Raw genomic sequence first — 23162 nt, 5'->3', positions numbered from 1 at the left:
ACGACGGCTTCGCGAGCTGGAGGGTCCGAGAGACGATGCAGCAAGGCCTACCCGCTGTGCGCGTGCCTATGCACTGAGTTCCCAACCGCCCGGCCGGTGACCGCCGTCGTCCGAGGACGACCGCCCTTGTCACATGTGCTTGCGCAGATGCTTGTCCACCTTGCTCTGGACGCGGTCGAGAATGTCTGCGACGAGCTTGCCCCGCTTCGGCCGCGCCTCGACATTGCCCAGCACGGCCCAGCCGTCGACGTAGACGACGGGTGCCTCGGACTCGGGCGAATCCAGCGTGACCACCTCGAAGTTGCCGAGGACGCCGCCGCCGGTGCCGCGCAGCGACACGTTCTCCGGGACGCGGACCTGCACGTCGCCGAAGACCGAGACGGCCTTGATGACGACCTGCTGGTACTCGAAGACCGCCTCGCTGAGGTCGATCTCCACGCTGCCGAAGATCGCGTACGCGTGCACCCGGCGTCCGGGGCGCCAGCGGCCGCGGCGGGTGGCCTGGCTGAACACCGCCACCACGTTCTCGTCGGCGACGGGGGGTATCTCGCCGGCCGCCGGCCGGTTCGGCGCGGGGGTGTACGCGGCGGCCGCGCGGCGCTGGTGTGCGGCGGGCAGGTCCTGGATGAAGACCTCCAGCTCGCCGACCGTCTTGGCGTTCAGCACCCCCTCGACGCGCTCGGCGTGCTCGTCGGCGTTCAGACGGCCCTCGGCGAGGGCCTCGCGCAGGATGTCGGCGATACGGTCACGGTCGGCGTCCGAGGCGCGCAGTTCGGCGACAGGGGCGGCGGCCGTACGCGGTTCGGTCTGCTTCTGAAGGTCCACGGCAGCAGCGTACCGAAACGCGATAGATCGCGACTAGGGATGTGGACGACGGGCGTGCCGCGCACCGCGCCCCACCGGGACTGAGCGGGACCTCACAGGTTCGCTGTCGGGGCCAGGTTCTACGCTGGTGGTCGCCCGCCGGTGTCGGCGGGCAGCCGTCTGCCGAGTGAGGAATGGGCCAGATGCCTGAGTTCGCGTACACCGATCTGCTCCCCCAGGGTGAGGACACCACCCCGTACCGACTGGTCACGTCCGAGGGCGTATCCACCGTCGAGGGGCCCGACGGGCGTACGTTCCTCAAGGTCGAGCCGGAGGCGCTGCGCAAGCTGGCCGAAGAGGCCGTCCACGACATCCAGCACTACCTGCGTCCGGACCACCTCGCCCAGCTGCGCCGCATCATCGACGACCCGGAGGCCTCGGCGAACGACAAGTTCGTCGCCCTGGACCTGCTCAAGAACGCGAACATCGCCGCGGCCGGCGTGCTGCCCATGTGCCAGGACACGGGCACGGCGATCGTCATGGGCAAGCGCGGCCAGAACGTGCTGACGGCGGGCGAGGACGAGAAGGCCCTCTCCCGGGGCATCTACGACGCCTACACCAAGCTGAACCTGCGCTACTCGCAGATGGCTCCGCTCACCATGTGGGAGGAGAAGAACACCGGCTCCAACCTGCCCGCGCAGATCGAGCTGTACGCGACGGACGGCGGCGCGTACAAGTTCCTGTTCATGGCCAAGGGCGGCGGCTCGGCCAACAAGTCCTTCCTGTACCAGGAGACGAAGGCCGTCCTGAACGAGGCCTCCATGATGAAGTTCCTGGAGGAGAAGATCCGTTCGCTGGGCACGGCCGCGTGCCCGCCGTACCACCTGGCGATCGTGGTCGGCGGCACGAGCGCCGAGTACGCCCTGAAGACGGCGAAGTACGCCTCCGCGCACTACCTGGACAACGTGCCCACCGAGGGCTCGCCGCTCGGGCACGGCTTCCGGGACGAGGAGCTGGAGAAGAAGGTCTTCGAGCTGACGCAGAAGATCGGGATCGGCGCGCAGTTCGGCGGCAAGTACTTCTGCCACGACGTGCGCGTGGTCCGGCTGCCGCGGCACGGCGCGTCCTGCCCGGTGGCCATCGCCGTCTCCTGCTCGGCCGACCGCCAGGCGCTCGCGAAGATCACCCCCGAGGGCGTCTTCCTGGAGCAGCTGGAGAAGGACCCGGCGCGGTTCCTGCCGGAGACCACCGACGAGCACCTGGACGAGTCGTCGGACGTGGTCCGCATCGACCTCAACCAGCCGATGGAGTCGATCCTGGCCGAGCTGACCAAGTACCCGGTCAAGACCCGGCTGTCGCTGACCGGCCCGCTCGTGGTGGCCCGCGACATCGCGCACGCCAAGATCAAGGAGCGGCTCGACGCGGGCGAGGAGATGCCGCAGTACCTCAAGGACCACCCGGTGTACTACGCGGGCCCGGCCAAGACCCCCGAGGGCTACGCGTCCGGCTCCTTCGGCCCGACCACGGCCGGCCGCATGGACTCCTACGTCGAGCAGTTCCAGGCGGCGGGCGGCTCCAAGGTGATGCTGGCCAAGGGCAACCGCAGCAAGCAGGTCACGGACGCGTGCGGCACCCACGGCGGCTTCTACCTCGGCTCGATCGGCGGCCCGGCGGCCCGCCTGGCCCAGGACTGCATCAAGAAGGTCGAGGTCGTGGAGTACGAGGAACTCGGCATGGAGGCCGTCTGGAAGATCGAGGTCGAGGACTTCCCGGCGTTCATCGTCGTCGACGACAAGGGCAACGACTTCTTCCAGGACCCGGCCCCCCAGCCGACCTTCACGTCGATCCCGGTCCGGGGCCCCGGTCTGGCCTGAGCCGGTCCCCACAATCCTCCCGGAGCCCTCGGCAGCCGCCGGGGGCTCCGCCCCGTCCGGACCACCGCCGGAACATCCGCACCGCCGCCCGCGCTGTACGCGGTATGAGCGAATACCGCATCGAGCACGACTCCATGGGCGAGGTCCAGGTCCCCGTGCACGCCAAGTGGCGTGCGCAGACGCAGCGGGCGGTGGAGAACTTCCCCGTCTCCGGGCAGCGGCTCGAACGCGCGCACATCGAGGCGCTGGCGCGGATCAAGGGCGCCGCGGCCAAGGTGAACGCACGGCTGGGGGTGCTGGACGAGGACGTCGCCGGGGCGATCCAGGACGCGGCGGCCGAGGTCGCCGAGGGCAAATGGGACGAGCACTTCCCCGTCGACGTGTTCCAGACCGGGTCCGGGACCTCGTCCAACATGAACACCAACGAGGTCATCGCCACCCTCGCCGGTGAACGGCTGGGCCGGGACGTGCACCCCAACGACCACGTCAACGCCTCGCAGTCCTCCAACGACGTCTTCCCGTCGTCGATCCACATCGCCGCCACCGCCGCCGTCACCCGCGATCTGGTGCCCGCCCTGGACCACCTCGCGAGCGCGCTCACCCGCAAGGCCGAGGAGTTCGCCGACGTGGTGAAGTCCGGACGGACGCACCTGATGGACGCCACACCCGTGACCCTCGGCCAGGAGTTCGCCGGGTACGCGGCCCAGGTGCGGTACGGCGTCGAGCGCCTGAACGCCTCCCTGCCCCGACTGGCCGAGCTGCCCCTCGGCGGCACCGCCGTCGGCACCGGCATCAACACCCCGCCCGGCTTCTCCGCCGCCGTGATCGAGGAGGTCGCCCGCGCCACCGGGCTGCCGCTCACCGAGGCCCGCGACCACTTCGAGGCGCAGGGGGCCAGGGACGGCATCGTCGAGACCAGCGGCCAGCTGCGGACCATCGCCGTCGGGCTGACGAAAATCGCCAACGATCTGCGGTGGATGGCCTCCGGGCCCAGGACCGGGCTCGCCGAGATCTCCCTGCCCGACCTCCAGCCCGGTTCCTCGATCATGCCCGGCAAGGTCAACCCGGTCATCCCCGAGGCCGTGCTCATGGTCTGCGCCCAGGTCGTCGGCAACGACGCCACCGTCGCCACTGCCGGCGCCGCCGGCAACTTCGAGCTCAACGTCATGCTCCCGGTCATCGCCAAGAACGTGCTGGAGTCGGTCCGGCTGCTGGCCAACGTGTCCCGGCTGCTCGCCGACCGGACCGTGGACGGGATCGTCGCCCACCGCGAACGCGCCCGCGAGTACGCCGAGTCCTCACCGTCCGTGGTCACCCCACTCAACAAGTACCTGGGGTACGAGGAGGCGGCGAAGGTCGCCAAGAGGGCGCTGGCCGAGCAGAAGACGATCCGTCAGGTCGTCGTGGAAGGCGGCTACGTCGAGCGCGGCCTGCTCACGACGGAGCAACTCGACCGGGCGCTGGACGTCCTGCGGATGACACGTCCGTAACCTGGTGCTGCCGGGGCGTGAACCCTGACGTCCTGCACGGCGGCGGATGCCCCGGGCACCTAATATTTGCCCATGGCACACGACGGAGCGACCGCACGCGCGACGACGGGCGGTGCGGCGACGCCCTGGACCCCCGGCAGCCGGATCCTGTGGCGGTACCGGGAGAACGGCGGCGCGCGCTTCCACATCGTGCGGCCCGTGACCGTCGTACAGGACGACCCGGGGCTGCTCGCCGTGTGGATGGCGCCCGGCACCGAGTGCGTCAGACCCGTGCTCGCCGACGGCACACCCGTGCACCTGGAACCGCTCGCGTCGCGTTACACCAAGCCGCGCGCCGTGCAGCGCGACCGCTGGTTCGGCACGGGCGTGCTGAAGCTGGCCCGGCCCGGCGAGCCCTGGTCGGTGTGGCTGTTCTGGGAGCCCGGCTGGCGGTTCAAGAACTGGTACGTCAACCTGGAGGAACCACTGGCCCGCTGGGCGGACGGGGTGGACTCCGAGGATCACTTTCTGGACATCTCCGTTCACCCGGACCGCAGTTGGCACTGGCGGGACGAGGACGAGTTCGCGCAGGCGCAGCGGGACGGACTGGTGGACGCCGAACTCGCCGAACGGGTCCGGGCCGCGGGCCGGGATGCGGTGGAGACGATCCGCGCCTGGCGGCCGCCGTTCTGCGAGTCCTGGCAGCAGTGGCGCCCGGACCCGGCCTGGGAGGTACCGTCACTGCCGGACGACTGGGACCGCTCCCCCACACGCGTGGCCTCATGAGACCCTTGATGCGCCCCCGGGCGGGAAACGTAGGATCGTCCTCCGCAACAGGCGAAGGTCCGGTACCAACTCCCGGAGCACAAACCGGGTCTGATCGAACGTCACCGAGGGGCGGCAGGACGTGAGCGAGGGGTACGAGGGCAACACCCGTGCGGACCGCGGTCGGTTCGCCGGCGGCACAGAAACAGCCTCTGACCACGCCGGAAATCCGTTCCTGGGGCATGTATTCCGGGTATCGGGTCTACGGCGGGACGAACTGCGCGCCCGGCGCGCAGCCCCGGACGGATGGATTCGACACGCGTGACGGAGCAGCCGACCTCCTTCGAACGCCCCCAGCCGGGCGCCGACCCCGCGGACGCCCGTGGGGCGCTTCTGCGTACCCCCACCACCCCGGGGGCCGCGGCGTTACCGCTTCAGTCCGGCCCGGCCGACGACGCGCCGCGTCCGGTCGGCGCGGCCGGATCCGAGCACTCCCAGCCGGCGTCCGCCGAGCCCGACGCACACCGTCCGCGCCCCGCGCCGGAGGGCATCCCCGCCCAGCCGGACGCGGCGGCCAGGGTCCCCGGGGGCAGGACCGGCGAGGACGGAACCCCCGACGGCACCGACTCCGGGCAGGCGAACCCCGAGGCACCCCGCGCGGCGGGCGGGCCCGGCGGCCAGGACCGGCGGGCCGGGCGCGGTGTGCTTCCCGACGGCCGGGAGCGCCGTACCGGACAGGGGCTGCCGCCCGGGCGGACGCTGCCGATGCGCCGGGACGGGGACCGACTGCGGTTCGTGGGGGCGGCCACCCGGCGCATCGCCCGCGGCATGGACCTCGACGAGATCGTCCTGGGGCTGTGCCGGGCCACCGTGCCGACCTTCTCCGACGCCATCCTCGTATATCTGCGCGAGCCGCTGCCGGTGGGCGACGAGCGGCCCGCCGGCCCGCTCGTCCTGCGGCTGCGGCGCACCGACCGGATACCGGCGGAGCGCGACACCGAGCTGGGGTTCATGCCGGCGCCGGTGCCGGAGCAGCCGGCCGAGCTGTCGGCGGTGACCAACGAGCTGTGCGAGGTACGGCCCGGCTCCGCGCTGGGCGAGGTGCTGCGCGGCGTACGTCCGGTGTTCACGGACACCGCGTCCGCCCACGCCGCCCTGACGGAACTTCTCGGCGAGGACTCCGCGTTGGTCGTGCCCGACGGGCAGCGCACCATTCTCGCCCCGCTGCGCGGCCGGCGCCGGGTCATCGGTGCCGCGCTGTTCCTGCGCCGCCCGGAGCGCCACGCGTTCCAGCCCGACGACCTGCTCGTCGCCGCACAGCTCGCGACGCACAGCGCCCTCGGCATCGACAAAGCGGTGCTGTACGGCCGTGAGGCGTACATCGCCGACGAGTTGCAGCGCACCATGCTGCCGGAGACGCTGCCCCGCCCCACCGGCGTACGGCTGGCCTCCCGCTATCTGCCCGCCGCGGAGACCGCGCGGGTCGGCGGGGACTGGTACGACGCGATCCCGCTGCCCGGCAGCCGGGTCGCCCTCGTCGTCGGCGACGTCATGGGCCACTCCATGACCTCGGCCGCGATCATGGGCCAGCTGCGCACCACCGCGCAGACCCTGGCCGGGCTCGACCTGCCGCCGCAGGAGGTGCTGCACCACCTCGACGAGCAGGCGCAGCGCCTGGGCTCCGACCGCATGGCGACCTGCCTGTACGCGGTCTACGACCCGGTCGCGCACCGCATCACCATCGCCAACGCCGGCCACCCGCCGCCGGTCCTGCTGCACCTGGGCGGCCGCTCGGAGGTGCTGCGGGTGCCGCCGGGCGCTCCGATCGGCGTCGGCGGCGTCGACTTCGAGGCGGTCGAGCTGGAAGCCCCGGCAGGAGCGACCCTGCTGCTCTACACCGACGGCCTGGTCGAGTCGCGGCTGCGGGACGTGTGGACGGGCATAGAGCAGCTGCGCGAGAAGCTCTCGGCGACCGCGCAGCTCACCGGCCCCGACCATCCGCCGCCGCTGGAAGCGCTGTGCGACGAGGTGCTCGACATGCTCGGCCCGGGCGACCGGGACGACGACATCGCGCTCCTCGCCGCCCGTTTCGACGGCATCGCGCCGAACGACGTGGAGTACTGGACCCTGGACCCGGAGAACGCCGCCCCCGGACAGGCCCGCCGCCTGGCCCGCCAGGCGCTGGCCCGCTGGGGCCTGGAGGAACTCACCGACTCCGTGGAGCTGCTGATCAGCGAGGTCGTCACCAACGCCGTGCGCTACGCCTCCCGCCCGGTCACCCTGCGCCTGCTGCGCACGGATGTGCTGCGCTGCGAGGTCGGTGACGACGTCCCGCAGTTGCCGCGTCTGCGGCAGGCCCGCGCCACGGACGAGGGCGGACGCGGGCTGTACCTGGTCAACCGGATGGCCAGACGCTGGGGCGCGACCCGGCTCAGTACGGGCAAGGTGGTCTGGTTCGAGGTCAATCCCTCGACTGAAGCCTCCCGTTGATCCTGGCCACCTGGAGACTGGGACATGTGAGCCGAGGAAGGCAGTGGGTGGCGGGCTGAACGCGGCCGAGCGGGAGGGGCTCAGCGGCTGCGCAAGCTCGCCACCGACCAGGCCGGAACGGTCGGAACGGTCGGACACACCCCGCCGGTGAGCGTGTCCTGCGGCCGTTGGTCCGCAACCGGCTCACCAGCCCGCGGTACCGGCCCGCCGCGCTTACGCAGTGCGCCGTTCAAACGCGCGCGACACGCTTCGGCGCTTCGGGTCAAAGGCGTCGATCGTGCCCGCGCCCTCGTTGCCGAAGCCGCTGTTCCACCCGGCTCACCCTGGACCGAGGACAACCGTCAACTCGATCCAGGGGAGCCGGGAAACCTCGAACTTACTGACCGTTGGCGTTGGGCAGGAGCGGGTTGTCGCTGGGTCCGTCTGTCGGCTCTCTGCTCGCCGGCGTGTCGCTCGGCGACTGCGACGGTGTCTGGCTCGGTGTCTGCGACGGCGTCTGGCTGGGCGTCTCGCTGGGCGACTCGGACACCGACGGCGCGGTGGTGGTGGGCGTCTCGGACGGAGTCTCGCTCGGCGACTCGGTGACCGTCGGGGACGTGGACGGCTCCACGGCGGCACCCTGCTTGGCTTCCAGGTCGAACTTGCTGACCTCGCCCATCGCGTTGAAGGTGTAGTCGGCCCAGATCTGCGCGGGGTAGCCACCGCCGTTGATACGGCCGCTGCCCGGGATGAGTCCGGTGGCACCGCTCAGCGTGGTGTGCGCGTGGGTCTTCGGGTTCTCGCCGAACAGGCCGACGGAGGTGACCAGGCCCGGCGTGTAGCCGGTGAACCAGGCGGACTTGTTCTCGTCGGACGTACCCGTCTTGCCCGCCACCTGCTGGCCGTTGCGCAGGGGATTGTTCCGCACGGACCCCTGGGCCGTACCGTCGTCGACCACGCCGGTCAGCACGGAGGTGACCGTGTCGGCGGCCTCGCGGCTGATGACCTGCTCGCCGATCGGGTCGGCCATCTTGACCGAACGGCTCTTCTGCTCGGCCGACTTCACGATGGTCGGGGTGACCTGCTTGCCGTGGTTGTCGAGGGTGGCGTACATCCCGGCCATCTCCAGCGGGCTGGCGCCCATGGAGCCCAGCGTCTGGGCCGGTACCGCCTGCATGCCCTTGGTGTTCATGCCGAGCTTGCCGGCGACCTCCATCACCCTGTCCATGCCCACGTCGATGCCCATCTGCGCGAAGACGGAGTTGACGGACTTGTTCATGGCCGTCTGGACGGTGATGTTGCCGTAGTTCTGGTCGTCCTCGTTGGGCGGCCCGAAGCCGACCTTGGTGCCGTGGTCGACGACCTGACGGCCGCTGGTGCCGTCGTAGACGGTGTTCGCCGCGATCGGCCGGCCGTCCTGGGTCCTGGAGTCCCCCTCCAGCGCCGCGGCCAGGATCACCGGCTTGAAGGTGGAGGCCGGCTGGAAGTCCCGCCGGGTCGCGTTGCTGAGGTAGTGCTTCAGGTAGTCCTCGCCGCCGTACAGGGCGACGATGTGCCCGGACTCCGGGTCGACGGAGACGGCACCGGCCTGGACATGCCCGTCCACCGTCCGCTTCTTCGCGTCCAGCTTGCTGGTGAGCTGGGCCTTGACCGCCTCCTCCAGCGCGGACTGCTTCTTCTTGTCGATGTTCAAGGTGATGTTCCAGCCCTGACCTTCGACCGCCTGCTCCGCCTGGCCCTGGGTCAGGCCCTGGTCCTTCATCAGCTGCTGTTCGAGCTGCTGGTTGGCGAGCGCGATCAGGTAGCCCTTCTGGCCCTCCCGCCCGGGAGCGGGCCGGGGCTCCTTGGGGACGGGGAACTTCATGGTCTGTCGCTTGCCGGCGTCCAGCCAGCCCTGCTTGACCATGTTGTCCAGCACGTAGTTCCAGCGCTGCTGCGCGAGCCGCTTGCCGGTGTCGCTCGCGACGGCCCAGTCGTACTGGCTCGGGGCCTGCATCAGGGCGGCGAGGTACGCGCCCTGTTGGACGTCGAGATCCTTGGCGTCGACGCGGTAGTAGGCCTGCGCGGCGGCCTGGATGCCGTAGGCGCCCCGGCCGTAGTAGCTGGTGTTGATGTAGCCGGCGAGGATGTCCTCCTTCGACATCCGCTGGTCCACCTTCAGCGAGATGACCAGTTCCTTCAGCTTGCGCGTGATGGTCTGGTCCTGGTTGAGGTAGAAGTTCTTGACGTACTGCTGGGTGATCGTCGAGCCGCCCTGCGCGCCCTTGCCGGACAGCGTGTTGAGCAGACCGCGGGCGGTGCCCTTCAGGTCGACGCCGGAGTCGGTGTAGAAGGTCTTGTTCTCGGCGGCGACGAAGTCGTGCTGGACGTCCTTGGGCACCTTGGACAGATCCACCATCTCGCGGTTGATCTCGCCGGTACGGGCCAGAATCGAGCCGTCGCTGTACTTGTAGACGTTGCTCTGGAGCTGCGCGTCGGGGTTGCCCTCGGGTATGTCCACGACCATGTACAGCACGATGAAGGTGCCCATGCCCAGCAGGCAGAGGCCGAGGAAGGTGCCGAGGATCTTCTTCCAGGTGAACAGGCGGCCGATGCCGCTCTTCCCCGCCGGCCTCGCCGCCCGGCGGGCCGCGGCCCTGCCGCCGCCCGCGGGTCCTATGCCGGCCGCCGGCATCCCGGACGACCCCTGGGGCGCCGCGCGGCGGCCACCACGCTGCCGCGCTCGTCTGTCTTCCGCTCGTCCCATGGGTCCGTACGCTCCGCTTCCGTCTCGGCTGTCACTCAGGTGCGTGGTCCGGGTCAGCTCAGAAAGCTAACACCGCCGTCTATGACAAAGGCCCCCTGATCCGCCCCATTACGGACGTGACAATCAGCACCTGTCCCAGTGGAACCGACGTTCCAGGGGCACCAAGGGTTGCCGTGAGGCGATAAAGTGATATCACTTAGATAGACAGAAACCATGGCCCGCGACGCCGCGGGCCTACGACGACCAGGGGGACCCGCCATGCCCGCACAGCCACCGCGCGACGCCACGCGCGACCTCGCGCAGGACTCCGCACCCGCCACCGACCCGGCCGAACTGCCCGAAATGCCCGAGCCGCGCGTGCGGGAGTTCCCGGCGCACAGCATCGGGGGCGGGATCGCCCTGCTCCTCGGCCTCCTCGGACTGCTGGTCGCGGCGGCCTTGTTCGCGGGCGGGGTGAACGCCTCGGCCACCGGCGCCAAGGCCGCGCTGATCGTCGTCGCCCTCCTGGTCGGCATCGGCGCGCTGCTCGGGATGGGCGGGCTGAACACGGTCGCGCCCGGCGAAGCCCGGGTCGTCCAGCTCTTCGGCCGCTACCGGGGCACGATCCGCGAGGACGGGCTGCGTTGGGTGAACCCCTTCACCTCCCGGACGAAGATCTCCACCCGCGTACGCAACCACGAGACCGCCGTGCTCAAGGTCAACGACGCCTACGGCAACCCCATCGAACTCGCCGCGGTCGTGGTGTGGAAGGTGCGGGACACCGCGCAGGCCACCTTCGAGGTGGACGACTTCCTGGAGTTCGTCTCCACCCAGACCGAGGCGGCCGTACGGCACATCGCCATCGAGTACCCCTACGACGCCCACGACGAGGACGGGCTGTCCCTGCGCGGCAACGCCGAGGAGATCACCGAGAAGCTCGCCGCCGAACTCCACGCGCGCGTGGAGGCGGCCGGGGTGCAGATCGTCGAGTCCCGCTTCACGCATCTGGCCTACGCACCCGAGATCGCCTCGGCGATGCTCCAGCGGCAGCAGGCCGGTGCGGTCGTCGCGGCCCGCCGGGAGATCGTGGACGGCGCGGTCGGCATGGTCGAGGCGGCGCTCGCCCGGATCTCCGAGCAGGGGATCGTGGAACTGGACGAGGAACGGAAGGCGGCGATGGTGTCGAACCTGATGGTGGTGCTGTGCGGGGACCGGGCACCGCAGCCCGTACTGAACACCGGGACGCTCTACCAGTGACCGCCACCGAGGAAGGGTCCTCGCCCGGTCGCCGGCCGCGGCAGCGCAAGCAGGTGCTGCTGCGGCTGGACCCGTCGGTGTACGACGCGCTCGCCCGCTGGGCCTCGGACGAGCTCCGCTCGGCCAACGCGCAGATCGAGTTCCTCCTGCGCCGCGCTCTCGCGGAGACGGGCCGCCTGCCGGGCGAGGCGGGCCCCCTCCCGCGCCGGGGCCGCCCTCCGCGCACCCCGCGACCTCCCGAGGGACCTCAGACCCCGTAGCAGAACCGTGACAATCGCCTCCCACCTGCGCGGTCGTCCCTTCCGCCGCCGCATGGACACTCGATGTATACATGCCGCGTATACACACTGTGTAGAGTCGTCGGCATGTCCATCGGTCACACCCTCCTGGGACTCCTTGAGTCCGGCCCGCGCCACGGTTACGACCTGAAGCGGGCCTTCGACGAGAAGTTCGGTCACGACCGGCCGCTGCACTACGGCCAGGTCTACTCGACGATGTCCCGACTGCTGAAGAACGGGCTCGTCGAGGTCGACGGAATCGAGGCGGGTGACGGCCCCGAGCGCAAGCGGTACGCGATCACCGAGGCCGGCGTCACCGACGTGGAGCGGTGGCTCGCCACGCCGGAGAAGCCGGAACTGTACCTTCAGTCGACGCTCTACACCAAGGTCGTCCTGGCGCTGCTCACCCACCGCGACGCCGCCGACGTCCTCGACACCCAGCGCGCCGAGCACCTGCGCAGCATGCGGATCCTGACCGAACGCAAGCGCAAGGGGGATCTCGCCGACCAACTCATCTGCGACCACGCCCTGTTCCACCTCGAGGCCGATCTGCGCTGGCTGGAGCTGACCGCGGCCCGCCTCGACAAGCTCCGTGAGGCGGTGGCCCGATGACCCCTCCCCCCGGCTCCCTGCTGGCCGCCGAGAACCTGCACAAGGCCTACGGCCCGACCACCGCCCTGGACGGCGCCGGATTCTCCATCCACGCCGGCGAGGTCGTCGCCGTGATGGGCCCCTCCGGCTCCGGCAAGTCCACGCTGCTGCACTGCCTCGCCGGAATCGTCACCCCCGACTCGGGGTCGATCACCTACGACGGCCGTGAGCTGTCGACCATGACCGACGCCCAGCGCAGTGCGCTCAGGCGCTCGGAGTTCGGCTTCGTCTTCCAGTTCGGCCAGCTGGTGCCCGAGCTGACCTGCGTGGAGAACGTCGCCCTGCCGCTCCGGCTGAACGGCACCTCCCGCAAGGAGGCCGAGCGGGCGGCGCTGGAGTGGATGCGCCGGCTGGAGGTCGACGACCTGCGCAAGAAGCGCCCCGGCGAGGTCTCCGGCGGTCAGGGGCAGCGCGTCGCGGTCGCCCGGGCGCTGGTCACCGACCCGCGTGTACTGTTCGCCGACGAGCCGACCGGCGCCCTGGACTCGCTCAACGGCGAGCGGGTGATGGAACTGCTCACGGAGGCCGCCCGGTCGTCCAACGCGGCGGTCGTCCTCGTCACCCACGAGGCGCGGGTCGCCGCGTACTCCGACCGCGAGATCGTCGTACGGGACGGCAAGTCCCGGGACATGGAGCGGATCGCATGAGTGCGCGTCAGTGGGCCCGCGACCTGAGCATGGGGGCCAGGTTCGCGTTCACGGGGGGACGCGAGGGATGGCTCCGGGTCGTGCTCACGGCGGTCGGCGTCGGGCTCGGCGTGGCTCTGCTGCTGCTCACGACCGCGATACCGAGCGCGCTGTCGGTACGGCACGAGCGGAGCGAGGCCCGCGAGGACTACACCTACAGCCAGAACCCCCCGCCGAAGGCCGACGACACCCTGGTGATCGCGGACGTCGACACCAAGTACCGAGACAAGGATGTGCGCGGACGACTGGTCGAGCCCGAGGGGCCGCGGGCGCCGCTTCCCCCGGGCGTGGCCGCGTACCCGAAGCCGGGCGAGATGGTGGTCTCCCCCGCGCTCGGGGAACTGCTCGACTCCGGCTCCGGGAGGCTGCTGCGGGAGCGGCTGCCGTACCGCGTGGTGGGCACGATCGCCGAGAGCGGACTCATCGGCTCCCGAGAAATGGCCTACTACGCGGGCGTGGAGAACCTGGCGCCGCGCATCAACGGCTGGCAGGTGGCCCGGATCACCGAGTACGGCAGTCCGCATCGGACGGAGCGCTCGGACCCGGTGCTGCTGCTGCTCGTGATGGTCGTCTTCGTGGCGCTGCTGATGCCGGTGGCCGTGTTCATCGCCGCGGCGGTGCGGTTCGGCGGCGAGCAGCGCGACCGCAGGCTCGCCGCACTCCGGCTGGTCGGCTCCGACGGCCGGATGACCCGTCGCATCGCGGCCGGCGAGGCGATGGCGGGCGCGTTGCTCGGGCTGGTCTTCGGCACGGTCTTCTTCCTGATCGGCCGTCAGGCCGCCGGGTCCGTCGAGGTCGTCGGCATCAGCGTCTTCCCCAGCTACCTCAACCCCTCCCCCTGGCTGGCCGCGCTGGTCGCGGTCGCGGTGCCGGCCGCGGCGGTGCTGGTCACCCTGCTGGCGCTGCGCGGAGTGGTCATCGAGCCGCTGGGCGTGGTGCGCACGGCGAAGCCCGCGCGGCGCCGGCTGTGGTGGCGGCTGCTGCTTCCCGTCGTGGGGCTGGGGATGCTCTACCCGATGTTCGGCCAGGGCCGCGGCAACGGGGACTTCAACCAGTACCTGGTGATCGGCGGCGTGACCCTGCTGCTGATCGGGGTGACCGCGCTGCTGCCGTGGACCGTGGAGACGGTCGTCGCCCGGCTCGGCGGCGGCTCAGTGGCCTGGCAACTGGCGGTACGGCGGCTCCAGTTGAGCAGCGGTACGGCGGCACGGCTGGTCAGCGGCATCGCGGTCGCGGTGGCCGGGGCGATCGCGCTCCAGATGCTCTTCGCCGGGGTCCAGGGCAACTACACCAAGGACTCCGGAAAGAACCTCCACCGGGCCCAGATGGAGGTGAGCGCGCCGCGGGGCATCTCGCTCACCGGGGCCGCCGAGAAGTTCTCGGCCACGAAGGGCGTGCGGAAGGCCACGGTGCTGTCCCAGGCATCGGTCGGTGACAAGTCCTGGAAGAGCGAGGAGGAATCTCGTGTCTCGGCCACGGTGACGATCGGCGACTGCGCCTCCCTGCGCGAAGTGGCACGCATGTCCTCCTGCCGCGACGGGGACGTCTTCGCCCTCAGCGGCAGCCAGTTCGATGCCGACACCGTGAAGCTGGCCAAGCCCGGCCGCGAGCTGTACTTCGACATGTCCTCGGGCGTGGAGCAGGACGATGTTCCGTGGACCGTCCCGGCCACCTTGAAGCCCGCCCGCTCGGTCGAGGACCCCATGGGAGAAAAGCGCAGCGGCCTGCTGGTGACACCGGCTGCCGCGCCCCCGGGGACGGCCACGACGGTCTGGGGACAGATCTACCTGTCGATCGACCAGTCGGTCCCGAGCGTGCACGAGCACGTGCGCAACACGGCGGCGGCGATCGACCCGATGACGGGCGCGCACGTGTGGGTCGCCACCGAGGAGTCGAAGAAGTTCGCTTCCATCCGCACCGGCCTGTTCGTCGGCGCGACCTGTGTGCTGCTGCTGATCGGGGCGAGCCTGCTGGTGTCGCAGCTGGAGCAGTTGCGGGAGCGGAAGAAGCTGCTGTCGGCGCTGGTCGCCTTCGGTACCCGGCGGCGCACGCTGAGCCTGTCGGTGCTGTGGCAGACGGCGATCCCGATCATGCTCGGCCTGCTGCTGGCCGCGGCGGTGGGGGTGACGCTGGGAGCGGTGCTGCTGAAGATGACGGGCACGACGGTGGGCGTGCACTGGCCGAGCGTGCTGGCGATGACCGGCATGGGCGCGGGAGTCGTCCTCGCGGTCACCCTGCTCAGCCTTCCGCCGCTGCTGCGCCTGATGCGCCCCGAAGGCCTGCGCACGGAGTGATCATCCGGGACTGATCACCCGGGACTGGGACCCCGCACCCGGGGGCTCAGTCCCGGCCGCCGTCCAGCACCCGCACCGGCAGGGGCCGCAGGTCCGCGCGCAGGGCGGCGGCCAGTTCCCGGTACTCGGCGGCGCGGGCCGCGCCGGTGCGCATGGCCAGGGCGATACGGCGGGAGGGTGCGGGGTCGGCGAAGTAGCCGGTGAGGAGCTGGCTGTTGCGGGAGGTCTCGACCCTGAGGGCGGTACGGGGCAGCAGGGTGCAGCCGAGGCCGCCGGCGACGAGCTGGACGAGGGTGGACAGCCCCGCGGCGGTCGTCGTCACCGGGGCGTTCTCGCGCCCGGCCTCGCGGCAGATGTCGAGCGCCTGGTCGCGCAGGCAGTGCCCCTCGTCGAGCAGCAGCAGATTGAGCTCCTTCAGGGCCTCGCGCGGGATGCCCTCCCGGCCGCCGAGCCGGTGGTCGAGCGGGGTCACCAGGACGAAGTCCTCGTCGAACAGGTGGAGTTCGACGATGCCGGGCACGCCGAGGGGGACGGCGAGGAGCAGCAGGTCGAGCCGCCCGCCGGCGAGCCCGTCCAGCAGGTTGGCGGTCTGCTCCTCGTGGACCTGGAGGTCGAGGTCGGGGTAGCGATCGTGGACGAGCCGCAGCACGGTGGGCAGCAGATAGGGCGCGACGGTGGGGATGACGCCGAGCCGCAGTACGCCGGTGAAGGGCGCCCGGACGGCCTCGGCCTCCTCCAGCAGGGCGCCGACCTCCCCGAGCACGGCCTTGGCCCGGACGGCGAGCCGCTCACCGGCGGGCGAGAGCAGCACCTTGCGCGTCGTACGCTCCAGCAGCGTGACACCGAGTGTCTCCTCCAGCGAGGAGACGGCTCCGGAGAGGGCCGGCTGGCTCACGCCGATCGCCGCGGCGGCGTCCCGGAAGTGCAGGTGCTCCGCGACGGCGGCGAAGGCGCGCAACTGGGACAGGCTAGGCTGCCTGCGCTTTCCGGGATTACCGACGGTCACTGATAACCACCTCCGATCAACCCGACCGAGTGTAGCTATTTCTGTAATCAATGCACCGTGTGCCAACATCAGCATCGTCCAACCCATGGGAATCACCAGTACGACCGGTGTTTCCTCGCTGCAAGGAGAGCACGTGCTCACTGTCGGTGACAAGTTCCCCGCGTTCGAACTGACCGCCTGCGTCTCGCTGGAGAAGGGCAAGGAGTTCGAGACGATCGACCACAAGACCTACGAGGGCAAGTGGAAGGTCGTCTTCGCCTGGCCCAAGGACTTCACCTTCGTGTGCCCGACCGAGATCGCCGCCTTCGGCAAGCTGAACGACGAGTTCGCCGACCGCGACGCCCAGGTCCTCGGCTTCTCCGGCGACTCGGAGTTCGTCCACCACGCCTGGCGCAAGGACCACGACGACCTGCGTGACCTGCCGTTCCCGATGATGGCGGACTCCAAGCACGAGCTGATGCGCGACCTCGGCATCGAGGGCGAGGACGGCTTCGCCAAGCGCGCGGTCTTCATCGTGGACCAGAACAACGAGATCCAGTTCTCCATGGTGACGGCGGGCTCGGTCGGCCGTAACCCCAAGGAGGTCCTGCGGGTTCTGGACGCCCTCCAGACGGACGAGCTGTGCCCCTGCAACTGGACCAAGGGCGACGAGACCCTCGACCCGGTCGCCCTGCTGGCGGGTGAGTGACCCCATGTCCCTGGACTCCCTGAAGTCCGCCGTCCCGGACTACGCCAAGGACCTGAAGCTCAACCTGGGCTCGGTCATCGGCAACAGCGACCTGCCCGCGCAGCAGCTGTGGGGCACGGTGCTGGCCACGGCGATCGCCTCGCGCTCGCCGATCGTCCTGCGTGAGCTGGAGCCGGAGGCGAAGGCGAACCTGTCGCCGGAGGCGTACACCGCGGCGAAGGCCGCGGCGGCCGTCATGGCGATGAACAACGTCTTCTACCGCACCCGCCACCTCCTGTCCGACCAGGAGTACGGCACCCTGCGGGCCGGCCTGCGGATGAACGTCATCGGCAACCCCGGTGTCGACAAGGTCGACTTCGAGCTGTGGTCCTTCGCCGTCTCCGCCATCAACGGCTGCGGCATGTGCCTCGACTCCCACGAGCAGGTCCTGCGCAAGGCCGGCGTGGAGCGCGAGGTCGTCCAGGAGGCCTTCAAGATCGCCGCGGTGGTCCAGGCCGTCGCGACGACCCTCGACGCGGAAGCGGCCCTCGCGGAGTGACGCGCACCGCATGACCGAACCCCGTCCACCCTCGAGGGTGGACGGGGTTCGTTGGTTTCAACTCGGTTCGGAACTCCCCGAGCCGGACGGCACGGTGGCCGGCTCCGCCGGAGCCGGCTCGTGCATCCGTGCCTGACGCCGCTCCTGCTCGCGCGCATAGGCCCGCAGATATCCCACCGCCGAGTTCGTCACCGCCACCAGCGGCACCGCCACCACCGCGCCGCCGATCCCCGCGATCAGCCCGCCCGCGGCGACCGACAGGACCACAGCCAGCGGGTGCACCCGCACCGCCCGGCCGAGGATGAACGGTTGCAGCACGTGCCCCTCGAGCTGCTGCACCGCCAGCACCACCACCAGCACCATCACCGCGGTGAAGACTCCCTGGGTGACCAGCGCCACGACCACCGCCAGCGCGCCCGACACCACCGCGCCCACCAGCGGGATGAAGGCGAACAGGAAGATGAAGACGGCCAGCGGCACCGCCATCGGCACATTGAGGAAGTAGATCCCCAGCCCGATGAAGATCGCGTCGATCAGCGCCACGATCACCGTGCCGCGCACGTACGCGGTCAGCGTGCGCCAGGCCCGCGGACCGGCACCGGCCACGCCCGGACGCGCCGCCGCCGGCACCAGCTTCAGCGTCCACTCCCAGATGCGCCGGCCGTCGTAGAGCAGGAACAGCGTGGAGAAGACCGTCAGCAGAATCCCGGTCAGCGCCTCCACGATCACCGTCACGCCCTGAAGGCCGGCCGAGGTGATCTGGTCGGTGTTGGCGCCGACCGCGTCCCGCAGGTTCTTCGCTATCTGGTTGATCTGCTTGTCGGTCACATGGAAGGGGCTGTTCAGCAGCCACTTGCGCAGCTGGTCGATGCCGTCCTGGATCTGGGTGGAGAGCGTGTCGATGTTCTCCATGACCTGCCAGGTCACGAACCACCCGATCAGCCCCATGATGACGAAGCCGAGGATCGCGGTGAGCGCGGTGGCCGGCCCGCGCGGCAGCCCGTACCGCCTCAGCCACGCCACCGTCGGCTGGAGCAGCGCCGTGATGAGCAGCGCGGTGACGAACGCGAGCACCACCAGCTGGATGGCGCTGATGGCGCGCATCAGCACCCACACCGTGCCCGCGAGCACCAGCACTCGCCAGCCTGCCTCCGCCGCCACCCGTACGCCCCACGGCACGGCCTGGGCGGGATCGGACCGGGCGTGGTTGGCGATCGGGTCCGGCAGGGGCTGGGGATCCACGTCCGGCTCCGGCCCGGCGGGGTCGGTGTGGTCCTTCTCCACTTCGGCGCGGCGCTCGTCCAACCGCTCACCCATTTCGGTGAGTCCGGCGCCGAGCCGGCCGAGCCACCCTGGCACTCGCGACATGATCCGTCCTCTTCCCCCGTCTCTCCCCACCACTCCCCCCTGGAGTCGTCCGGTCCGACCGTACAGGGCAACAGCCCCTCCCCCTAAGACGGGGAGGGGCTGTGCGGAGGTTGAGTTCGGCGGTGGTCCGGCTCAGTACCAGTGGTTGGCCTGCCAGAAGTTCCACGCGTCGCAGGGGCTGCCGTAGCGGCTGTCCATGTAGTTCAGGCCCCACTTGATCTGGGTGGCCGGGTTGGTCTGCCAGTCGGCGCCCACGGAGGACATCTTGGAGCCGGGCAGCGCCTGGAACAGGCCGTACGCGCCGGAGGAGGGGTTGACCGCCCGGTAGTTCCAGCTGGACTCGTGGTCCACGATGTTGCTGAAGCACTGGAACTGGCCCGCGGGCACCATCGAGCGCGCCATCGCCTGGATCTGCGAGATGCTGTACGAGCTCTGCACCGGGAAGCTGGAGGCGTCGCGGCTCGCGGAACGGCTGGCCGCCGCCTGGAGCGCGGCACGCTCCTTGGCTTCCTTGGCGGCCTTCTCGGCCTCCGCCTTCTTGGTCTCGGCCTCCGCCTTCTTGGCGATCGCCGTCTGGGCGGCGGCCTTGCGGGCGGCCTGCTCGGCCTCCTTCTTGGCGCTCGCGTCCGCGGCGATGGCCTGTGCGTCGGCCTGCTGTGCCAGGGAGGCGGTCTGCACCTGGGCCTGCTGACCCATGGGGATGTCTGCGAGAAGCGTCGCGTCGGCTGCCATCGCCTCGGCGTCGTTGTTCTGCGCGGTGCTGCCCGAGGCAACGCCGACGACGCTTCCGACAGCGGTGACCGCGGTGGCGGAGGCCACTGCGAATCCCCGGACCGAGATCCGGCTCACACGGTTTCCTTCCAGCATCGCCCGCTTCGGTGACCCTGGCGGACGCAATCGTGCCCCTGGCACTGGCCTCCCAACTGCGGGGTCACGGGAGGCGCGGGCCCGGTGGGCAACTCCCTCGAGGGGAGCGCCGCGTGGTGCTCGGGCGGCATACGACGACGCTATGGAGTTGAAGCGTGCTGCTCAGGTGTTGCTGTACCTGCCCAAGGGCTTAACGCCTGGGAGGTGCCCCCCAGGGGGTACAGCTGTGTCGTATGCGGGGCCTGACAGGAGTGAGACTCTGCCGTAATCCGGCGCCGCAAGGCAATTCCGAGTTGCGTGTGAAAGCTCACACACCATTCGGCCCAAGGGATTTCTCCAAATGCCCGCACATGCGGACGCCGCCCGGCTAGGCTCAGGCCTTTGCCGGACGGCGCCAACTCCCGCACCACCACATCCAGGTGCGTGAATTCGATCAGATGTGCCCGTCCTCCAGCATTTCGGTCACAAGGGCCGCGATCTGGGACCTCTCGGACCGGGTCAGTGTCACGTGCGCGAAGAGCGGGTGACCCTTCAGCTTCTCCACGACGGCGACGACACCGTCGTAGCGACCGACCCGCAGATTGTCCCGCTGTGCCACGTCATGGGTCAGAACCACCCGCGAATTGGCCCCGATCCGGGACAGAACGGTCAGCAGGACGTTCCGCTCCAGCGACTGGGCCTCGTCCACGATCACGAACGCGTCGTGCAGCGACCGGCCGCGGATGTGAGTGAGCGGCAGGACCTCCAGCATCCCGCGCGCGGTGACCTCCTCGATGACCTCCCGGGACGTGACCGCCGACAGCGTGTCGAAGACCGCCTGCGCCCACGGGTTCATCTTCTCCGCCTCGGTGCCCGGCAGATAGCCGAGCTCCTGGCCGCCGACGGCGTACAGCGGACGGAAGACCATCACCTTCTGGTGCTGACGGCGCTCCATGACCGCCTCCAGGCCCGCGCACAGGGCCAGCGCCGACTTGCCGGTGCCGGCCCGGCCGCCCATCGACACGATCCCGACGTCCGGATCGAGCAGCAGATCCAGCGCGATCCGCTGCTCCGCGCTGCGCCCCTTGATGCCGAACGCCTCCCGGTCGCCGCGCACCAGGCGGACGCCGCCCTCGGGTGTGACGCGGCCCAGTGCCTTGCCCCGCTCGGACTGGATCGTCAGACCGGTGTGCACGGGCAGGTCGGCCGCCTCCGGGACGTGGAGGTGCCCCTCCTCGAAGAGGATGTCCACCTGTTCACCCGGCAGGGTGAGTTCGGACATCCCGGTCCAGCCGGAGGAGTCGGTGATGGCGAGTTCCGCGCGGTACTCCTCGGCCAGCAGGCCGACGGAGGACGCCTTGATGCGCAGCGGCAGGTCCTTCGAGACGACGGTGACGTCGTACCCTTCCGCCTGCAGGTTGCGGGCGACCGCGAGGATGCGGGAGTCGTTGTCCCCCAGGCGGTAGCCGGTGGGCAGCACGCTGGGGTCCGAGTGGTTGAGCTCGACCCGGACCGTTCCGCCGAGGTCCCCGATCGGGATGGGGGCGTCGAGGCGACCGTGCCGGACCCGGTAGTCGTCCAGCAGACGCAGGGCCTGCCGGGCGAAGTAGCCGAGTTCGGGATGGTGCCGCTTGGCCTCCAGTTCCGTGACCACGACGATCGGGAGCACGACCTCGTGCTCGTCGAAGCGGGTCAGGGCTTTCGGGTCCGCCAGCAGGACGCTGGTGTCGAGAACGTAGGTGCGCCGGTCTGGCTTGTGGCGCTTTGTGCTGGTCACCACGGAAGGACGTACCCCCTCGGATGAGGTCGGGGAGCGACGAGATGGAGGCCGGGCTGGGCGGGCGGGAGGAAGCCGACCGGTCGACGGCCCCCGCGCACGGCGGGCCGAAAACCGGCCCTCCACGTCTTCGTCCATGCCGTGACCGCACGGTCGGGCTCGTACAAAGGGCCTCCCGGGCGGACGGCCCCGAGCCGTCCGCTGAGATCCGACGCCCGTGGTTCGGGTGTCGACCTGTTTGCCTTATGCCCTCGAAGATGCGCCGCCATGCAAATACGTAGAACGACGCACGAATGAACCCCTCGTGAAGAGGTGGCACCCGGGTGGCGGAAGGGGTATGTGCTCAGCCGCCGTAGCGGCGGTGGCGGGCCGCGTAGTCGCGCAGCGCGCGCAGGAAGTCGACCTTGCGGAAGGCCGGCCAGAAGACCTCGCAGAAGTAGTACTCGGAGTGCGCCGTCTGCCAGAGCATGAATCCGGACAGCCGCTGCTCCCCGCTGGTACGGATGACCAGGTCCGGGTCGGGCTGGGCCTTGGTGTACAGGTGGCGGCCGATCATCTCGACGTCGACGGACTCGGCGAGGTCCTCCATGGAGGTGCCCCGGTCGTGGGCGTCGAGGAGCATGGAGCGCACGGCGTCGGCGATCTCCTGCCGGCCGCCGTAGCCGATGGCGACGTTGACGACTATTCCGTCGACGTGGGCGGTGGCCTCCTCGGCCTCCTTGAGGGTGGCCTGCATGACCGGCGGCAGCAGGTCCATGGTGCCGACGTGGTGAACGCGCCAGCGGCCGTCGGCGGCCAGGGTGCGCACGACGTCCTCGATGATGCCGAGGAGCGGGACGAGCTCTTCCTGGGGCCGGTCGAAGTTGTCCGTGGAGAGCAGCCAGAGCGTGACGACCTCGACGTCCGCCTCGGTGCACCAGCCGAGGAACTCCTCGATCTTGTCCGCGCCGGCCCGGTGGCCCTGAGCGGTGGTGGAACCGGCGGCCTTCGCCCAGCGCCGGTTGCCGTCCATGATGACGCCGATGTGCTTGGGCACCTGAGCGGGGTCCAGGTGGCCCTCCACCCGGCGTGCGTACAGCCTGACCAGCAGGCCGCGCAGCTTGTCGCGCAGGTTCACGTGTTCGTCAGCCCCTCCGTATGGATCGGACAGGCGCGGCCGGGGGCGTTCCCTGTCCGTGCGGCGGCCTGGTCCGTATGGCGGTCCCCGGGGGCGAAGCCTACCCCCGGCGTTTCCAGCGTCCCTCAACAGGGCACTGTGCGCGCCCTGGTGTATCAGACGCGGACCTCGCGACTCCCAAAGAAAACGGGCCGGTCCGTGGGGGGGGAGACGGACCGGCCCGAGGGGGGGTTTCCACCATAACCCTTCGTAAGGGCTGGTGTGTGCTCAGACGCGACAAAATTACTCTCCGAAGTCGTGCGGCGACGCATGGGGATCGCACCGGAGCGCCGGAATCCGTCATTCCGCGCTTGATCATGGCCGAATCACGACGGAATCAGCGGCGAAACGGACGGGATCCGACGAGAACCGAAGAGGCTCGGCCCTTTGGGGTCGCACGGCGTGTTGCCCCCGGATCCCTCCCCTGGGCGACCCGGCCGCGAACGCCCGCTTGACGCCGACGGCACCCGCCCCGCACCGGCCTCCGGGCCGGGCGGATACCGCCATCAGG

General features: G+C 70.3%; 18 protein-coding genes. 11 read left to right on the top strand and 7 right to left on the bottom strand.

Features of this window, described 5'->3' with window-relative positions; translation table 11 throughout:
- Positions 1 to 129 precede the first annotated feature (129 nt).
- Positions 130 to 825 (bottom strand): DUF1707 domain-containing protein, encoded by a 696-nt coding sequence (locus ACIQFZ_RS01575; RefSeq protein ID WP_365422851.1) that lies wholly within the window; start codon positions 823 to 825, stop codon positions 130 to 132.
- Between the two features lie 173 nt (positions 826 to 998).
- Here ACIQFZ_RS01575 and ACIQFZ_RS01570 point away from each other — a divergent pair, with 173 nt between their 5' ends.
- The 4 genes from ACIQFZ_RS01570 (at position 999) to ACIQFZ_RS01555 (ending at position 7402) form a co-directional block, all read left to right on the top strand.
- On the top strand, positions 999 to 2678 hold the full coding sequence (locus tag ACIQFZ_RS01570) for a fumarate hydratase (RefSeq protein ID WP_365422849.1): 1680 nt from the start codon (positions 999 to 1001) through the stop codon (positions 2676 to 2678).
- Positions 2679 to 2782: 104 nt separating this feature from the next.
- Positions 2783 to 4168 carry a class II fumarate hydratase gene (locus ACIQFZ_RS01565; RefSeq protein ID WP_365774044.1) on the top strand — a complete coding sequence of 462 codons (1386 nt, stop codon included), beginning with the start codon at positions 2783 to 2785 and terminating at the stop codon, positions 4166 to 4168.
- 72 nt (positions 4169 to 4240) lie between these two features.
- Positions 4241 to 4933, top strand: coding sequence for a DUF402 domain-containing protein (locus ACIQFZ_RS01560; protein ID WP_365774042.1), 693 nt, complete (start codon positions 4241 to 4243; stop codon positions 4931 to 4933).
- 285 nt (positions 4934 to 5218) lie between these two features.
- Positions 5219 to 7402 (top strand): SpoIIE family protein phosphatase, encoded by a 2184-nt coding sequence (locus ACIQFZ_RS01555; protein WP_383058207.1) that lies wholly within the window; start codon positions 5219 to 5221, stop codon positions 7400 to 7402.
- A gap of 376 nt (positions 7403 to 7778) precedes the next feature.
- Here ACIQFZ_RS01555 and ACIQFZ_RS01550 read toward each other — a convergent pair whose 3' ends face one another.
- Positions 7779 to 10127, bottom strand: a complete 2349-nt coding sequence (locus ACIQFZ_RS01550; RefSeq protein ID WP_402690372.1) for a transglycosylase domain-containing protein — start codon at positions 10125 to 10127, stop codon at positions 7779 to 7781.
- Between the two features lie 342 nt (positions 10128 to 10469).
- Between ACIQFZ_RS01550 and ACIQFZ_RS01545 the strand changes: the two genes are divergently transcribed.
- From ACIQFZ_RS01545 to ACIQFZ_RS01525, 5 genes are all read left to right on the top strand, one after another.
- A complete protein-coding gene (locus tag ACIQFZ_RS01545; protein WP_365418225.1) occupies positions 10470 to 11363 on the top strand; it encodes an SPFH domain-containing protein in 894 nt (297 codons plus the stop codon).
- A complete protein-coding gene (locus tag ACIQFZ_RS01540; RefSeq protein ID WP_225075367.1) occupies positions 11360 to 11623 on the top strand; it encodes a hypothetical protein in 264 nt (87 codons plus the stop codon). Before ACIQFZ_RS01545 ends, ACIQFZ_RS01540 begins: the two co-directional genes overlap by 4 nt.
- 105 nt (positions 11624 to 11728) lie before the next feature.
- A complete protein-coding gene (locus ACIQFZ_RS01535) occupies positions 11729 to 12253 on the top strand; it encodes a PadR family transcriptional regulator (protein WP_361413147.1) in 525 nt (174 codons plus the stop codon).
- Complete coding sequence (locus ACIQFZ_RS01530; protein ID WP_376651266.1) at positions 12250 to 12939, top strand: ABC transporter ATP-binding protein; 690 nt, start codon at positions 12250 to 12252, stop codon at positions 12937 to 12939. The genes ACIQFZ_RS01535 and ACIQFZ_RS01530 overlap by 4 nt, the downstream gene beginning before the upstream one ends.
- Entirely contained in the window at positions 12936 to 15272 is a 2337-nt protein-coding gene (locus ACIQFZ_RS01525; protein WP_402690371.1) for an ABC transporter permease, read from the top strand. The genes ACIQFZ_RS01530 and ACIQFZ_RS01525 overlap by 4 nt, the downstream gene beginning before the upstream one ends.
- Before the next feature lie 46 nt (positions 15273 to 15318).
- Here ACIQFZ_RS01525 and ACIQFZ_RS01520 read toward each other — a convergent pair whose 3' ends face one another.
- Positions 15319 to 16278 carry a hydrogen peroxide-inducible genes activator gene (locus ACIQFZ_RS01520; RefSeq protein ID WP_402690370.1) on the bottom strand — a complete coding sequence of 320 codons (960 nt, stop codon included), beginning with the start codon at positions 16276 to 16278 and terminating at the stop codon, positions 15319 to 15321.
- Between the two features lie 133 nt (positions 16279 to 16411).
- On the opposite strand from ACIQFZ_RS01520, the gene ACIQFZ_RS01515 reads away from it, so the two are divergent.
- Together ACIQFZ_RS01515 and ACIQFZ_RS01510 are read left to right on the top strand one after the other, a co-directional pair.
- Positions 16412 to 16966, top strand: a complete 555-nt coding sequence (locus ACIQFZ_RS01515; RefSeq protein ID WP_141366301.1) for a peroxiredoxin — start codon at positions 16412 to 16414, stop codon at positions 16964 to 16966.
- A gap of 4 nt (positions 16967 to 16970) precedes the next feature.
- Positions 16971 to 17504, top strand: coding sequence for an alkyl hydroperoxide reductase (locus tag ACIQFZ_RS01510; RefSeq protein ID WP_361413143.1), 534 nt, complete (start codon positions 16971 to 16973; stop codon positions 17502 to 17504).
- A 57-nt stretch (positions 17505 to 17561) separates the two neighbouring features.
- Here ACIQFZ_RS01510 and ACIQFZ_RS01505 read toward each other — a convergent pair whose 3' ends face one another.
- The 4 genes from ACIQFZ_RS01505 to ACIQFZ_RS01490 all read right to left on the bottom strand — a co-directional run bounded on the left by ACIQFZ_RS01505 (position 17562) and on the right by ACIQFZ_RS01490 (position 22612).
- Positions 17562 to 18872, bottom strand: a complete 1311-nt coding sequence (locus ACIQFZ_RS01505; protein WP_365774035.1) for an AI-2E family transporter — start codon at positions 18870 to 18872, stop codon at positions 17562 to 17564.
- 132 nt (positions 18873 to 19004) lie between these two features.
- Positions 19005 to 19739: a transglycosylase SLT domain-containing protein gene (locus ACIQFZ_RS01500; RefSeq protein ID WP_365418199.1), complete on the bottom strand. Its 735-nt coding sequence runs from the start codon at positions 19737 to 19739 to the stop codon at positions 19005 to 19007.
- Positions 19740 to 20172: 433 nt separating this feature from the next.
- The gene (locus ACIQFZ_RS01495; protein WP_365418196.1) at positions 20173 to 21498 is read right to left on the bottom strand and encodes a PhoH family protein; all 1326 of its coding nucleotides are present in this window, start codon (positions 21496 to 21498) and stop codon (positions 20173 to 20175) included.
- Between the two features lie 340 nt (positions 21499 to 21838).
- Positions 21839 to 22612: an isoprenyl transferase gene (locus ACIQFZ_RS01490; RefSeq protein ID WP_361413139.1), complete on the bottom strand. Its 774-nt coding sequence runs from the start codon at positions 22610 to 22612 to the stop codon at positions 21839 to 21841.
- Positions 22613 to 23162 lie beyond the last annotated feature (550 nt).

The sequence above is a fragment of the Streptomyces sp. NPDC093064 genome (genome assembly GCF_044754605.1).
Lineage (GTDB): Bacteria > Actinomycetota > Actinomycetes > Streptomycetales > Streptomycetaceae > Streptomyces.
Note: the sequence above shows the minus strand (reverse complement) of the source record. Positions and strands in the feature narration are given on the sequence as shown.